At 67.2% G+C, this 12438-nt stretch carries 16 protein-coding genes; 6 read left to right on the top strand and 10 right to left on the bottom strand.

Annotated elements, in window-relative coordinates; translation table 11 throughout:
- The first annotated feature begins 53 nt into the window (after window positions 1–53).
- From JX613_RS16960 to JX613_RS16945, 4 genes are all read left to right on the top strand, one after another.
- Complete coding sequence (locus JX613_RS16960; RefSeq protein ID WP_207102652.1) at window positions 54–647, top strand: LolA family protein; 594 nt, start codon at window positions 54–56, stop codon at window positions 645–647.
- Window positions 648–762: 115 nt separating this feature from the next.
- Window positions 763–2007, top strand: a complete 1245-nt coding sequence (locus JX613_RS16955) for an MFS transporter (protein WP_207102651.1) — start codon at window positions 763–765, stop codon at window positions 2005–2007.
- Window positions 2008–2078: 71 nt separating this feature from the next.
- Entirely contained in the window at window positions 2079–2876 is a 798-nt protein-coding gene (locus tag JX613_RS16950; RefSeq protein WP_207102650.1) for a 5'-nucleotidase, lipoprotein e(P4) family, read from the top strand.
- Window positions 2877–2940: 64 nt separating this feature from the next.
- Window positions 2941–3633 (top strand): 5'-nucleotidase, lipoprotein e(P4) family, encoded by a 693-nt coding sequence (locus JX613_RS16945; RefSeq protein ID WP_207102649.1) that lies wholly within the window; start codon window positions 2941–2943, stop codon window positions 3631–3633.
- A gap of 103 nt (window positions 3634–3736) precedes the next feature.
- On the opposite strand, the gene JX613_RS16940 is transcribed toward JX613_RS16945, so the two are convergent.
- Genes JX613_RS16940 through JX613_RS16910 form a run of 7 tightly spaced genes read right to left on the bottom strand, consistent with a single transcriptional unit; the run spans window position 3737 to window position 8926 of the window.
- Window positions 3737–4330, bottom strand: coding sequence for a hypothetical protein (locus tag JX613_RS16940; protein WP_207102648.1), 594 nt, complete (start codon window positions 4328–4330; stop codon window positions 3737–3739).
- Window positions 4327–5148 carry an ABC transporter permease gene (locus JX613_RS16935; protein ID WP_207102647.1) on the bottom strand — a complete coding sequence of 274 codons (822 nt, stop codon included), beginning with the start codon at window positions 5146–5148 and terminating at the stop codon, window positions 4327–4329. The genes JX613_RS16940 and JX613_RS16935 overlap by 4 nt, the downstream gene beginning before the upstream one ends.
- A complete protein-coding gene (locus JX613_RS16930) occupies window positions 5145–5906 on the bottom strand; it encodes an ABC transporter ATP-binding protein (protein ID WP_237168658.1) in 762 nt (253 codons plus the stop codon). Before JX613_RS16930 ends, JX613_RS16935 begins: the two co-directional genes overlap by 4 nt.
- Window positions 5903–6160, bottom strand: coding sequence for a hypothetical protein (locus JX613_RS16925; protein WP_207102646.1), 258 nt, complete (start codon window positions 6158–6160; stop codon window positions 5903–5905). The genes JX613_RS16930 and JX613_RS16925 overlap by 4 nt, the downstream gene beginning before the upstream one ends.
- Before the next feature lie 11 nt (window positions 6161–6171).
- Entirely contained in the window at window positions 6172–6735 is a 564-nt protein-coding gene (locus JX613_RS16920) for a cupredoxin domain-containing protein (RefSeq protein WP_207102645.1), read from the bottom strand.
- 35 nt (window positions 6736–6770) lie between these two features.
- The gene (locus JX613_RS16915) at window positions 6771–7730 is read right to left on the bottom strand and encodes a YVTN family beta-propeller repeat protein (protein WP_207102644.1); all 960 of its coding nucleotides are present in this window, start codon (window positions 7728–7730) and stop codon (window positions 6771–6773) included.
- Between the two features lie 8 nt (window positions 7731–7738).
- Window positions 7739–8926 carry an ABC transporter substrate-binding protein gene (locus tag JX613_RS16910; RefSeq protein ID WP_419538843.1) on the bottom strand — a complete coding sequence of 396 codons (1188 nt, stop codon included), beginning with the start codon at window positions 8924–8926 and terminating at the stop codon, window positions 7739–7741.
- A 165-nt stretch (window positions 8927–9091) separates the two neighbouring features.
- Here JX613_RS16910 and JX613_RS16905 point away from each other — a divergent pair, with 165 nt between their 5' ends.
- Together JX613_RS16905 and JX613_RS16900 are read left to right on the top strand one after the other, a co-directional pair.
- A complete protein-coding gene (locus JX613_RS16905; RefSeq protein WP_207102673.1) occupies window positions 9092–9646 on the top strand; it encodes an SRPBCC family protein in 555 nt (184 codons plus the stop codon).
- Window positions 9643–10572 carry a YncE family protein gene (locus JX613_RS16900; protein WP_336512325.1) on the top strand — a complete coding sequence of 310 codons (930 nt, stop codon included), beginning with the start codon at window positions 9643–9645 and terminating at the stop codon, window positions 10570–10572. The genes JX613_RS16905 and JX613_RS16900 overlap by 4 nt, the downstream gene beginning before the upstream one ends.
- Here JX613_RS16900 and JX613_RS16895 read toward each other — a convergent pair.
- The 3 genes from JX613_RS16895 to JX613_RS16885 all read right to left on the bottom strand — a co-directional run.
- On the bottom strand, window positions 10547–11077 hold the full coding sequence (locus JX613_RS16895; RefSeq protein ID WP_207102643.1) for a rhodanese-like domain-containing protein: 531 nt from the start codon (window positions 11075–11077) through the stop codon (window positions 10547–10549). The genes JX613_RS16900 and JX613_RS16895 overlap by 26 nt on opposite strands.
- Window positions 11074–11886 carry a substrate-binding domain-containing protein gene (locus tag JX613_RS16890; protein WP_207102642.1) on the bottom strand — a complete coding sequence of 271 codons (813 nt, stop codon included), beginning with the start codon at window positions 11884–11886 and terminating at the stop codon, window positions 11074–11076. The genes JX613_RS16895 and JX613_RS16890 overlap by 4 nt, the downstream gene beginning before the upstream one ends.
- A gap of 1 nt (window position 11887) precedes the next feature.
- On the bottom strand, window positions 11888–12438 hold a 551-nt coding region (locus tag JX613_RS16885), incomplete at its 5' end, for a c-type cytochrome, methanol metabolism-related (protein WP_419538842.1).

The following is a 12438-nucleotide window of genomic DNA, read 5'->3' as shown; positions in this document are numbered from 1 at the left end:
CCATCCGCCAGACGTGATGTGCATCCCGAAACGGAAAGGATAAGATCGGCGCCATGAACATCAGATCCCTCGCCCTTGCGCCCGCCCTTGTCCTTGGCCTTGCCTTCCCGGCCCTGGCCGAGAAGATCCCGCTGAACGAATTGTCGCGCTATCTGAACCGCCTGACGACCGCGACGGCCGAATTCACGCAGGTCAATCCCGACGGCTCGATCTCGACCGGGACGGTCTATATCCAGCGGCCGGGACGCGTGCGGTTCGAATACAACAACGACAACACGCTGGTCATGGCGTCCGGCGGGAACGTCGCGGTGTTCGATCCGAAATCGGGCGGGCCGCAGCAATACCCGCTGTCGCAGACGCCCTTGTCGATCATCCTGGACGCCAACGTGAACCTGGGCCGCGCGAACATGGTGACGGCGCATACGGAATCGAAGAACGCCACGGTCGTGACCGCGCAGGATCCGCAGAACCCGCAATACGGCAATATCCAGATGGTCTTCACGGGCGGGCCCACGCAGCTGCGCCAATGGGTCGTGACCGACGACAGCGGCCAGAAGACCACCGTGATCCTGGGAGAGATGCGCGAGGGCGGGTCCATCCCCGCCTCCAAGTTCTCGATCAACAACGAGATGGCACGGCGCAACTGATCGGTCGCGGCGATCCCATCAGGGGCGTTGATGGGTCGCATCACGGCAGGGGGGTTGATCTTCGGGGCGGGTGGGTCCAACGCTGGCTGCGACCTTTCGCCGCGCAGGTTCCGCCATGCCCCAGTCCCGCCTGTTCACGCCTATCCTGGTCGGTGGATCGCTGATCCTGCTGATCAACTTCGCCCTGCGGGCCAGCTTCGGCGTCTTCCAGATCCCCATCGCCGCCGACTTTGGCTGGCCGCGGGCCGAGTTTTCGCTGGCCATCGCCATCCAGAACCTGGCCTGGGGGATCGGCCAGCCGGTCTTCGGCGCGCTGGCCGAACGCATGGGCGACCGCTGGGCGATCATCACGGGGGCGATCCTGTATTCGGCGGGGCTGATCCTGACGGCCTTCGCCACCACCCCCGCCACCATGCAACTGCTGGAGGTGATGGTGGGCTTCGGCATCGCGGGCACGGGCTTCGGGGTGATCCTTGCCATCGTGGGACGTGCCGCCAGCGAGGAAAACCGCAGCCTAGCCCTGGGCATCGCCACCGCCGCCGGATCGGCGGGCCAGGTCTTCGGCGCACCCCTGGCCGAGGTTCTGCTGGGCTTTTACGCCTGGCCCACGGTGTTCGTGATCTTCGGCGTGATGGTGCTGGCCTGCCTGCTGTTCCTGCCGATGCTGGGCGACGGCAAGCCTGCCCCCCGCCACGAACTGGAGGAAAGCCTGGGCAGCGTGCTGAACCGCGCTTTCCGCGACCCGTCATACCTGATGATCTTCGCGGGCTTCTTTTCCTGCGGCTACCAGCTTGGCTTCATCACCGCGCATTTCCCGGCCATGGTGACGGAAATGTGCGGGCCGATCAGCCCCATGGGCACGCTGGCCGCAATCGGGATCACCACGACCTCGGCCCTGGGGGCGGTGGCGATCAGCCTGATCGGCATGGCCAATATCGCGGGCTCGATCCTGTCGGGGTGGCTCGGCAAGCGATACACCAAGAAATACCTGCTGGCGGGGATCTATGCGCTGCGCACCATCGCGGCGGCGGCCTTTATCCTGGCTCCGATCACGCCCGCCAGCGTCATCGTCTTTTCGCTGGTGATGGGTGCGCTGTGGCTGGCGACCGTGCCGCTGACCTCGGGCCTTGTCGCGCATATCTATGGGCTGCGCTACATGGGGACGCTTTACGGCTTCGTGTTCCTGTCCCACCAGATCGGCTCCTTCCTGGGCGTCTGGCTGGGCGGCAGCCTGTATGACGCCTATGGCGACTATACGCTGGTCTGGTGGGTGGGCGTGGGCGTCGGCGCCTTCAGCGCGCTGATCCATCTGCCGGTGCGCGAGGCGCCCTCGCGCCTGCCCGCAACTGTTGCGGCCTGAACCCCGCAGACCGTCATTGCCGCAGCCCCCTTGTGTCCTTAACGTCACCGCAGGAAAGGGAGGGAAAGACGATGACACGAACGACCATCCTGGGCTGCGCGCTGCTGGCGGCCCTGACAGGCCCTGCGGCCGCGCAGGACACCGCCGCGCCCGCAAGCCCGGCCCAGGCCAAGGCGCCGGCCGCCGACTGCCCGGTGGCAGAGTTCGCCATGGGCCTGCGCTTCCAGCAGCAATCGGCGGAAATCCGGGCGCTGCAACTGCAGGCCTACAACATCGCCACCGAGAAACTGGACGCCGCCGTCAAGGATGCCGCCGATCCCTCCAAACTGGCGGTCGTGACCGACCTGGATGAAACGGTGATCGACAACACCCCGCTGCTGGCGCGCGACCTGGCCGATTGCCACACCTATGACGCCTGGGACACCTGGCTGCCCTGGGAACGCGACGGCACGCCCACGCTGATCCCCGGCGCCAGGGAATTCCTGGACCATGCCGACAGCCTGGGCGTGGCGATCCGCTATGTTTCGGACCGCGCGGACGAACAGAAGGACCACACGCTGGCCACGCTGACCGAACTGGGCCTGCCGCAGGTCAGCCCCGAGACGGTGCTGCTGCTGGGCCCGCCCAAGGTCGAGCGGCGCGAGATCGTGGCCGCCGATCACCGGATCGTCCTGTTGCTGGGCGACACGCTGCACGACTTCGACGCCCGTTTCCGCAAGACCCCGCTGGAGGAGCAGAAGGCCACCGTGGCCGAGGAAGCCGGCAAATGGGGGACCGAATGGATCGTCTTCCCCAACGCCGCCTATGGCGCCTGGTCCGAGGCCACCCTGGCCGAATGGGATGCCGAACCTGTCATCGAGGAATGGTAGGCCACGGTTTGACCTTCCGGCGCGGCGGACCTAGCTTCCGCCGTGTCAAACCGGGGACATGCCGATGACCGAATACGCACGCCGCCATCACCCCTCGGAACGCGCCATCGCGATCCGTTATCAGCAACGCTCGGCCGAGGTGAAGGCGCTGCAACGGCAATGCTATGCGCTTGCCACGCTGCGGTTGCGCGCGGCGGTGGATGCGAACGGCACCGGCCAGGGCCTGGCCGTGGTCAGCGACATCGACGAGACGATCATCGACAACACCGCCGTCATGGCCCATGCCATGACCCTGGGCGAGCATGTGGACGGGTTCGAGACCTGGAAACTGTGGGAACGCGAGGGCACGCCGCATCTGCTGCCGGGCGCCGCCGACTTCTTCCGCTTGGCCGATGACCTGGGCGTGACGATCTTCTATGTGTCCGACCGCTTCGAGGAAAACAAGCTGGCGACCATCGCCACCCTGTCGCGCCTCGGCCTGCCGCAGGTCCGGGCGGACCAGGTGCTGCTGTTTGGCCCACCCAAGGCGGAACGCCGCGCGGCGGTGGAACGCGACCACCGCATCATCCTGCACCTGGGCGACACGCTGCACGATTTCCACGGCTGCTTCGCGGGCGCGACCCTGGACGAACAGCACAAGCTGGCCGAGGATCACGCCGACCGCTTTGGCGAGGACTGGATCGTCTTTCCGAATGCCGCCCATGGGACGTGGATGGAGGCGGAACTGCGGCCCTGGGACGCACCGAAGCCGCGCTGACATCTGAAGGGCGAAGGCCATCGCTGGCTGGGCCTTATGGGTCTGGCGGTCTAGGCAGAGATCTCATCGCGTGGCGAAGGTGGTGGCCTTCGCCAATCGACGGCTATTGCCCCAGGTGGCTGGCAATCGCCCGTCCCAACGCAAAGGCGCGCTGTTCCAGAATCACCGGGGTTTCGCAGACATAGGTCAGCGATTGCTGGCGTTCGGTGAAGACGCGCTGGTCCCAGTCCAGGGCTTCTTCGGCCGCGTCGATGGCGTCGAAATCGGGCTCTGCCGCGGCCTCCAACTCGGCCATCCGGGCGCGGCGTTCCTCGATCCTTCGGGCCATGGCAACCTGGCTGCGGCCATAGCGGGCGATGCCGTCGATCAGGGCGGACCTGTCCGGCTCGATCTTGCCCATGACCGCCACCATCAGCGCGGTCAGGCGCGCATCGTCGGCGTCCTTGGCGAAGTCCGCGATCATGGCCTCGGCTTCCTCCAGCGGCAGGCGGCGCTGTTCCAGCCGGGCGGCCAGCGCCTCGATCCGGGGGTCGCGGGCCAGTTCCGTCACTCGATCATCCGGGACCGGCCCGGTCCAGACCTGGCCCAGCGACAGATGCGGCTGTTTCCGCTGGATGCAGGGCCAGTCGGGATCGGTGCCGGTGGCCGGCCATGCAGGCCCGGCGGCGATCATCAGCGCGAACAGGATGCGTTTCATCCCCTCTCCTTCCGTCTGGCCCACAGGCCCTTGGCGGGATCATACATGAAGACCGCCCCGCCGAAGAACAGCGCCAGGCAGCCCGCGACCACCCCGAGGGCCAGCCAGTTCATTTCAAGGTAAAGCGCAAAGCGGATCAGTTCCACCGCATAGGTGAACGGGTTCGCCGCGCAGATGTCGTGCAGCAGGGGCGAGCTTTCGTTCATCCGCCACAGCGGATAGAGCGCCGAGGACGCGAAGAACATCGGGAAGATCACGAAGTTCATCACCCCCGCGAAATTCTCCAGCTGCCGGATGGCCGAGGACAGGAACAGCCCCAGGGCCCCCAGCATCAGGCCCGACAGGACCAGCGCAGGCAGGACGGCGACATAGCCCCAGGCGGGCGGGCGGATGTCCCAGAACCAGGCGATCAGCAGAAAGGCATAGGCCTGGATGATCGACACGATCACCCCCGCCATCAGCTTGGACCCCAGCAGGAACCAGCGCGGGAAGGGGCTGACCAGCAGCGTGCGCATGGCCCCGGTTTCCCGGTCATAGACCATCGACAAGGACGACTGCATCCCGTTGAACAGCTGGATCATCGCCACCAGGCCGGGAGTCACATAGACCTCGTACAGGACATAGGTCTGGTAGGGCGGCGTGATCGACAGGCCCAGGACGGCGCGGAAGCCCGCGGCAAAGATGAACAGCCAGACCAGCGGGCGCACCAGCGCGGCCAGGAACCGCCCGCGCTGCTGGACAAAGCGCAGCGTTTCGCGCCAGGCGATGCCCCGGAAGGCGGTGGCCCAGGCGGATGCGGGAAAGCGGCGGTCGGTCATGCGGCTGCCCCGGTCAGCGACAGGAAGGTCTGCGTCAGCCCCGATGGCCCGGCGATGGATGCCGCCCTGCCCGCCTGCAACACGCGGCCCTTGTGCAGGATCACCAGGTCGTCGTCGGGCCCGATCTCGTCCATGATATGCGTGGCCCAGAGCGCCGAGACCCCTTCCGAGGCGATCAGGCGGCGGGTCAGGGCCAGCACCTCGGCCCGTGATTTCACGTCAAGGCCCACCGTCGCCTCGTCCAGAAGCAAGAGGTCGGGGCGGTGGATCAGGGCGCGGGCGATTTCCGCCCGGCGTTGCTGGCCGCCCGACAGCGCCGACACCCGGTCGCCTGCCCGGCTTTCCAGATCCACCTGGGCCAGCACATGGCCGATGCGATCCCGCGCGGCGCGGCGCCCGATCCCGTGCAGCGCCGCGTGATAGGCCAGGTTCTGCGCCACCGTCAGGTCGGCATCCAGCGCCCGGCTTTGAAACACCACGCCCAGCCGGGCCATGGCCTGCGCGGGCTGGCGGCGGACATCGTATCCGGCGACCTCGATCGTGCCGGACACGTTGCTGTAAAGCCGCGTCACCAGCGAGAACAGCGTGGTCTTGCCCGCCCCGTTCACGCCCAGCAGCGCGGTGAAGCTGCCGCGCGGCACACTCAGCGACACGTCCGACAGCGCGGAAACGCTGCCGAAGCGGTGCGACAGCCCGGTGATGCGCAGCGCGTCCGTGGATGGAGACGGATCGCCCGCCCCCAAGGCCCGGTCAGTCAAGGGTCATGCTGGTGATGGTGGAAATCGCCGGACAGCTTGATGTCGTATTGGCCGATTTCGCATTGGGCATCGTCCACCTCGTAAAGGTCGGCGCGTTCCTTTTCGACCCCTTCCGGTCCCGGCTGGCAGCCGATCCTGGCAATGGCTTCGGTCACACTGGCCAAGTCCTGGTCAGAGGCCTTTTCGTCGTCCTGGGCCAAGGCCGGGGTCACGGCCATGGCGACAAGCGCGGCCCCGAGAATCGATTTCAGCATGATGTTTTCCCTTACTGGATGGTGAACACGGCCTGCTGGCTTTCGCCCGAGGATCCGGGCACCGACAGTGTATAGCGTCCCGGCGTGACCGCAATGAAGCTGATCACCGCCGTGCCCGCATTGTCGAATTCGATGCTGTGCACGCCCATGGGGCGGATCTCGATGTCGTTGATGACGATCTCGTTGATCCAGATGGCGCGGAAGAAGTCGCCGCCCGACAGCGCGAGTTCCTGGCTGCCGTCGGCGTTGATGGCGATGCGGTAGAAGCCGCCCGATTTCAGCGTGTATTCCCCGCCCGCGACCGGCTTGCCCGAGGCCAGCGTCAGCGGCGCCAGATCGGTGCGGTTGTCGCGGGCCATGATGCCGGAAAAGCCATAGTCGAACTTGCCCTTGGCGTCATAGGTGGTGGCGGCCGCGCCTTCTTCCTCCTCCTCGCCTTCCTCCTCCTCGGCCGCAGCAGGCTCAGGGGCGGCCTCGGTCGCCGCAGTTCCTTCGGCGGGGGTCGCGGCATCCTGGGCCGCGGCGGGAACGGTCAAGCCGGCCATGATCATCAGAACGGTCAGCAAACGGGTCATGGGATTTCCTTCTTCAATGGATGGATGGGGCCGCGTCAGTTCGGCGCGACCACGACGCCCCAGGGCTGCTGGCCCACGGGGACGGATTTCACGACCTTTTCGGCGGCCACGTCGATCACCGACACGTCGTTGGAATTGCCGTTGGTGGTGAACAGGTATTTCTCGTCCGGCGTGAAGGCCATCTGCCAGACGCGCTGGCCCACCAGCAGATAGTCCTTGACCTCGTCCGTCTCGCCGTCGATCACCGCCACCCGGTTCGACGGCCCGAGCGCCACGAAGACCTTTTTCCCGTCACTCGTCACCCGCACGCCGACCGGCTGGATCGCCTCGGGCAGGACGCCCGGAACCTCGAAGGTGATCTTGTCGATGATCGCTTGCGTGGCCGGGTCGATCACGCTGACCGTGCCGCCGATTTCCGCGCTGACATACAGTTTCGTGCCGTCGTGGTTGTATTCGGCGAAACGGGGACGGCTGTCCACCAGCACGTTGGCGACGATCTGATACGTGTCGGTGTCGATGAAATGCGCCATGTTGGTCGTTTCCGAGGTGTTGATGACGATCTTGCCATCGGGGCTGACGCCCATGCCCTCGGGCTCGACCCCCACGGGGATCTCGGCCAGCACCTGCTTGGTCTTCACATCGACCACGGTGACAAGGTTGTCATCCTCGTTCGCGACATAAAGCGGATTGCCCGACGGGTGCAGCACGAACAGTTCCGGGTCGGGACCGGACGGCAGGGTGTGCATCTCCTCCATGGTGTCCGGGTCGAAGACGCGCACCAGGTTGTCGTCGGAGGCACAGACGTAAAGCTCGGTTCCGTCAGGCGATATGGTGATGCCGCGCGGGCGGTTGCCGACCGGATAGGTGCCGATGACCTCCAGCGTCTCGCTGTCCAGGACGGTCACGTCATTGCCCTTTTCGTTGGTGACGAAGACGCGGTTGGCCAGCGCGGGTTCGGCCGCCAGCACGGCGGCGAGGGTCAGAAGATGCCTCATGGAACCTCTCAAAATGAACATTCGGTTTCGGGGCGGTCGATGCCCAGGGTATCGAGCGCACTGGTCTGGTGCAGATACTGGTCCTGCGGACTGACCGAGGTGGTCAGCACCCCCGTCGTCAGCAGGATCGGCTGGCGGACCTGGTGGTCCCAGTCCCGCACCGTCAGCTTTTGCCCCTTGAAGCCCGCCACGTCGAACTGGTCGGACAGGATGAACTGGCGCAACTCCGCCGGGTCCGCCGACCGGGTCCGCGTCGCGGCCTCGCCCACGATGCGCAGCGCGAGCCAGGCCTGGTAATCCTCCTCGCGGATCGGGCGGTTGGCCATGCGCTCGAAGCGGTTCTGGTATTGCGTGCCGCCCCAGGCCTCCATCGCCGGGTGCCAGCTGCGCGGCACCAGACCGGCGGAACCGGCCACGGGGCGCGGATCCCAGGTCAGATAGGGCAGATAGGGGGCGAAGATGTCGCTTTCGTCGGCGGCGATCAGCACGTCGTAATCGGGCGCGCGTTGCGTGAAGACCGGCATCTGGGCCTGCACCTGCACATGACCCGAATCGGTGGCCCGCGCGCCGCCGGTATCGGTGAAGACGCGCTCCTCGACGATGGTCGCGCCGAACTTGGCCGCGGACCGGCGCCAGGCGGCGGCCAGGGCCTGGTCGTCGGGGTGGCTGCCATGGACCAGAAGCCAGTCGGGCCAGTTCTTCCACATCAGGAACTGCGCCAGCGCGTCCGTCAGCATGGCATGGCTGGGCGCGACATGGATGGTGTTGAAGCGGCAATCGGCCCCGCGCAGGGTGTCGCCCCGGGCCCGCGCGTTCAGCAGCATGGCCCGGTCGCCCGCCTGGTCGGCTAGGGCCAGCGTGGTAGCGTCATCGGCCAGCACCACGACGAACTGGATGCCGCCCGCGATGATCTTGTCCATCTCGGCCGCCGCCGTTTCAGGGGTGGCCGTCACCTCGACCGCCTCGAAATCCTGGCCCATGAAGCGGCCGGTGGTGTCGTTGTCCTCGATCGCCAGCCGCGCGCCGGCAAAGCCCAGGTCGGCGGGCGGCAGATCCAGCCGGGAAATCGGCGGCAGGCGGGTTTCGTCCACACGCAGCACGGCGGCGCGGACCTGCTGCGTCTCGGGCTGCTGGCCCATGACAGGCCCGGCCAGCGCGCAGGCACCGGCCAGAAGTCCCATGATTCCCTTGAACATTTTGCGTCTCCCTGGCCGCATGTTGGGTCGTCGGGGGCCTTGAAACAAGACGGTTTATGTTCCCGCCGCCATCGGGAAGATTTGGATCAGTCAAAGGTCTTATGGACGCAAGGCACGGCCAGGCGCATGGTCGGTCCTGCAATTGCAAGGGGAATACCGCAGATGATGCACAGGATGCTGGGCCTGGCCGTCGCCGCGACGCTGGCCTTCGCCATGGGGGCCCATGCGCATGGACCGGCGCGGCTGAAGACCGAACAGACCGTCGTTCTGGACGCCACCCCCGACGAGGTGTGGCAGGTCATCGGCCGGTTCGACGACATGAGCTGGCACCCCGCCGTTGCCCGCACCGAAATGACGCCCGAGGGCGCGCCCGCCGATGTCCCCGAGGAGTCGACCCGCGTCCTGCACCTCAAGGCGGACAGCGGCGATCCGACCATCACCGAACAGTTGATGTCGATCGACCCCGAAAAGCGGCAATACAAGTACATGATCACCGATGTCGCGGTCGAGGTGCTGCCGGTGACGAACTATTCCTCGACCCTGCAGGTCAAGGACAAGGACGGCAAGGCCGAGGTCACCTGGAAGGGTGGCTTCTATCGCGGCTATCCCAACAACGATCCCCCCGCCAACCTGAACGACGATGCCGCGATGGCGGCGGTGAACGGCGTCTATCAGGCGGGCCTCGATGCCTTGGCCGAACGCTTCGGCAAGGCCGAGTGAGGCTTGCCGCGCTGGCGCTGATGCTGGCCTCCCCCGCCTTGGCGGGGGATTTGGCCTTTGTGACCAGCCAGAACGCCGAGATGGTCACGCTGGTCGATACCGCAACGGGGCTTGTGCTGGCGCAGACGCCGGTCGGGGGCAAGCCCGCGCCGGTGGCCTATGATCCGGCGGCGGGGCGCGCCTATGTGATCGCGGCGGATACCGGCCAGCTTGTCGTTCTGGACGAGGCGGGCCGCGTGACCGACAGCAGTGCCCTGGGCGAGGGCGCCTTCGGGCTGGCCGTGGCACCGGGGGGCGGGCTGTTCGTGACCGACTGGTTCGGGGCGCGGCTGCTGCGCCTGGACCCGGACCTGAAACAGGTCTGGGCCGTGCCGACCGGCGCTGCCCCTGCCGGAGTGGCGGTCAGCGATGACGGGCGCATGGTGGCGACGGCGGATCGTGACGGTGATGGGGTCAGCATCTTCGACGCGGGAACCGGGGCGCTGCTGCACCGCGTGAAAACGGCGGGCGCGCATCCCTTCGGCATCACCTTCCACGACGGGCGGTTCTGGACGGCGGATGTGCAGGGCGACAGGGTATCCGTGATCGACCCGGCCGCGGGCAGGCTGACGGGGCAGGTGCCGACCGGCAGCCATCCCTATGCCGTGGCCTTCGCGGGCGGGCGCGGCTTTGTCACCAACCAGTATGCGGGCACGCTGACGGTCTTCGACCCCGCCACGCTGGCCGTCCTGGCCGAGGTTCCCATCGGCGATTATCCCGAGGGCATCAGCCCCCTGCCCGACGGCAAGGCGCTGGCGGTCGCCAACTGGGATTCGGACACGCTGGTCCTGATCGACGCCGAAAGCCTGGAGATCACGGCGGAAATCGACATGCCGCCCGGCCCCCGCGCCTTCGGGCAGTTCACGGGGCGGCAGGTGTCGCCTTGACCAGCGGCGCGCCGCCCGCGGCCTGCCAGCCCTCGATTCCGCCGGGAAACCAGTGGACGGCGGTATAGCCCAAGGCCACGGCCCGGCGCGCGGCATTCCAGCTCATCCAGCAATCGGCGCGGCAGAAGATCACCACCGGCGCGGCGGGATCGCCCTTGGTGGCCTCGGCCAAACCGCGCTCCAGCCGGGCCTGTTCGGCGGGGGCCAGGTTTTCCCAACCCGTGTCCCACAGCCAGACCGCGCCGGGGATCGTCTCGTGCGGGGGTTCGCGCCAGACGGTGCCTTCGGGCAGGCCCTCGGGGCGCTGCTTGCGGGGCAGCACGTCCAGGAAGGGCACGCCTTCGCCATGCAGCCGGATGGCCTGCTTCCCGTCGATCACCGTGGCGCCTTGCAGGGTGGCGGGGACCGGGGCGCGGTAAGGCTCGCCGCGATAGGCGTCGGGTTCGGGCACCTGGGCGGCGGTTGGCCCCGCCAGCAGCAGCGCCAGCAGGACCGCGCGGATCACTGGATCAGCTCCTTGCCGTAATCATCGACCAGGGGCACGCCCGCTTCGCGCAGGATGGCGTTGATCTCGGGCTGGTGGCGGCGGATCAGGCTGTTGAGTTGCCGCTTCCATTCCTGTTCCGGCAGCCGCACCCCCATGGTGATGCGGTAGAACATCTTGGGCCCCCCGGTTTCCTTCAGCAGCGGCGTGAACTGCAGGTCGGGATCGTCCTTGACGCGCGGCCCGGCCAGGGGCCCCCACAGCACGGCGGCGTCCAGCGTGCCGTCCTTGACGCCCGCGATCAGGTCGCCCACAGGATCCTTGACGCGGCGGTCCACGAACAGGTCGGCGCCGCGCATGTCCTTGGCCAGCCCCGCATGGGCCATGATCGTGGCGGGCGGCGATCCGGCGACGACGCCGATGGGATGGCCCTTCAGCGCCGGATCCGTCAGGCGGTCGACCGCGGCCAGATCGCTGTCCCTGCGGGTCACGATCCCGAAGACCGAGGTGTAGTAGTGGTTGGTGTTCTGCACCAGCTCGTCGCCCTGGGCATAGCCCATGACCACGTCGCATTTCCCCTCGCGCAGGGTCTTGGCGATGAAGCCCATGCCGGACGGGAACCAGGTATAGGTCACGGGCAGGCCCAGCCATTCGCCAAAGGCCTGGGCCAGCTTGTTTTCAAACCCCGACCCGTCGCGCGACGACATCGGCGCGTTGGCGGGATCGGCGCAGACGCGGAACTGCGTGGTGGACCGCAGATCCGCCACCTGGGCCGCGGCGGGAACCGCGCCCAGGACCAGTGCGGCCACCAGCCAGCGAAGCACGCCCATCTTACATCGACATGCAGGAATCTTCCTGCGCCGTATAGTCATCGGACTTGTCGGCGCGTTCCGCCGGGCGGCCGCGCGGCAGTTCATCGGTGCCCCGCGCCAGCAGATAGACATAGATGTCATCGACATAGCACCAGACGTTCTTGTTGGTCCCGAACGCCGGCATCACCAGGTTCGCCGCCGTGTTCACGTCCTGCTTGCCCGAGGCGACGATCTCCTGGAAGTCATAGTAATCCATCCGCAGCACCGAGTCCTTCAGCGCCGGGGCATAGGTCGATCCCTCGCCATCGGGACCGTGGCAGACATGGCATTCGGCGGAATAGCGGCGGAAGCCGTTGAAGGTCGCGAAATCCACCACGCCGTTCTCGATCTTGAAGGTCGGAATGCCCTCGGCGTTGTACCAGCGGCCGTTTTCCTGCGCGGCGGGGGTGATGTCCATGCCGTTGGGAAGGGTGGTCGCGCCCTCGGCCATCGGGGCGGGCGCGTCGCTTGCCTCGGGTGCGGCCGGTTCCGCCGCCGCCGCCGCGCCGGATGTCGCGGCCGCGGCGCCCG

The organism is Paracoccus shandongensis (genome assembly GCF_017315735.1).
Lineage (GTDB): Bacteria > Pseudomonadota > Alphaproteobacteria > Rhodobacterales > Rhodobacteraceae > Paracoccus > Paracoccus shandongensis.
This window is presented reverse-complemented; position numbering and strand designations above follow the sequence as displayed.

Coding starts and splice junctions, on each gene's coding strand:
- JX613_RS16935 (WP_207102647.1), bottom strand. CDS start 5,148: ATGACCGACCGCCGCTTTCCCGCATCCGCCTGGGCCACCGCCTTCCGG.
- JX613_RS16920 (WP_207102645.1), bottom strand. CDS start 6,735: ATGACCCGTTTGCTGACCGTTCTGATGATCATGGCCGGCTTGACCGTT.
- JX613_RS16945 (WP_207102649.1), top strand. CDS start 2,941: ATGACCGAATACGCACGCCGCCATCACCCCTCGGAACGCGCCATCGCG.
- JX613_RS16960 (WP_207102652.1), top strand. CDS start 54: ATGAACATCAGATCCCTCGCCCTTGCGCCCGCCCTTGTCCTTGGCCTT.
- JX613_RS16940 (WP_207102648.1), bottom strand. CDS start 4,330: ATGAAACGCATCCTGTTCGCGCTGATGATCGCCGCCGGGCCTGCATGG.
- JX613_RS16925 (WP_207102646.1), bottom strand. CDS start 6,160: ATGCTGAAATCGATTCTCGGGGCCGCGCTTGTCGCCATGGCCGTGACC.
- JX613_RS16910 (WP_419538843.1), bottom strand. CDS start 8,926: ATGTTCAAGGGAATCATGGGACTTCTGGCCGGTGCCTGCGCGCTGGCC.
- JX613_RS16950 (WP_207102650.1), top strand. CDS start 2,079: ATGACACGAACGACCATCCTGGGCTGCGCGCTGCTGGCGGCCCTGACA.
- JX613_RS16955 (WP_207102651.1), top strand. CDS start 763: ATGCCCCAGTCCCGCCTGTTCACGCCTATCCTGGTCGGTGGATCGCTG.
- JX613_RS16905 (WP_207102673.1), top strand. CDS start 9,092: ATGCACAGGATGCTGGGCCTGGCCGTCGCCGCGACGCTGGCCTTCGCC.
- JX613_RS16915 (WP_207102644.1), bottom strand. CDS start 7,730: ATGAGGCATCTTCTGACCCTCGCCGCCGTGCTGGCGGCCGAACCCGCG.
- JX613_RS16890 (WP_207102642.1), bottom strand. CDS start 11,886: ATGGGCGTGCTTCGCTGGCTGGTGGCCGCACTGGTCCTGGGCGCGGTT.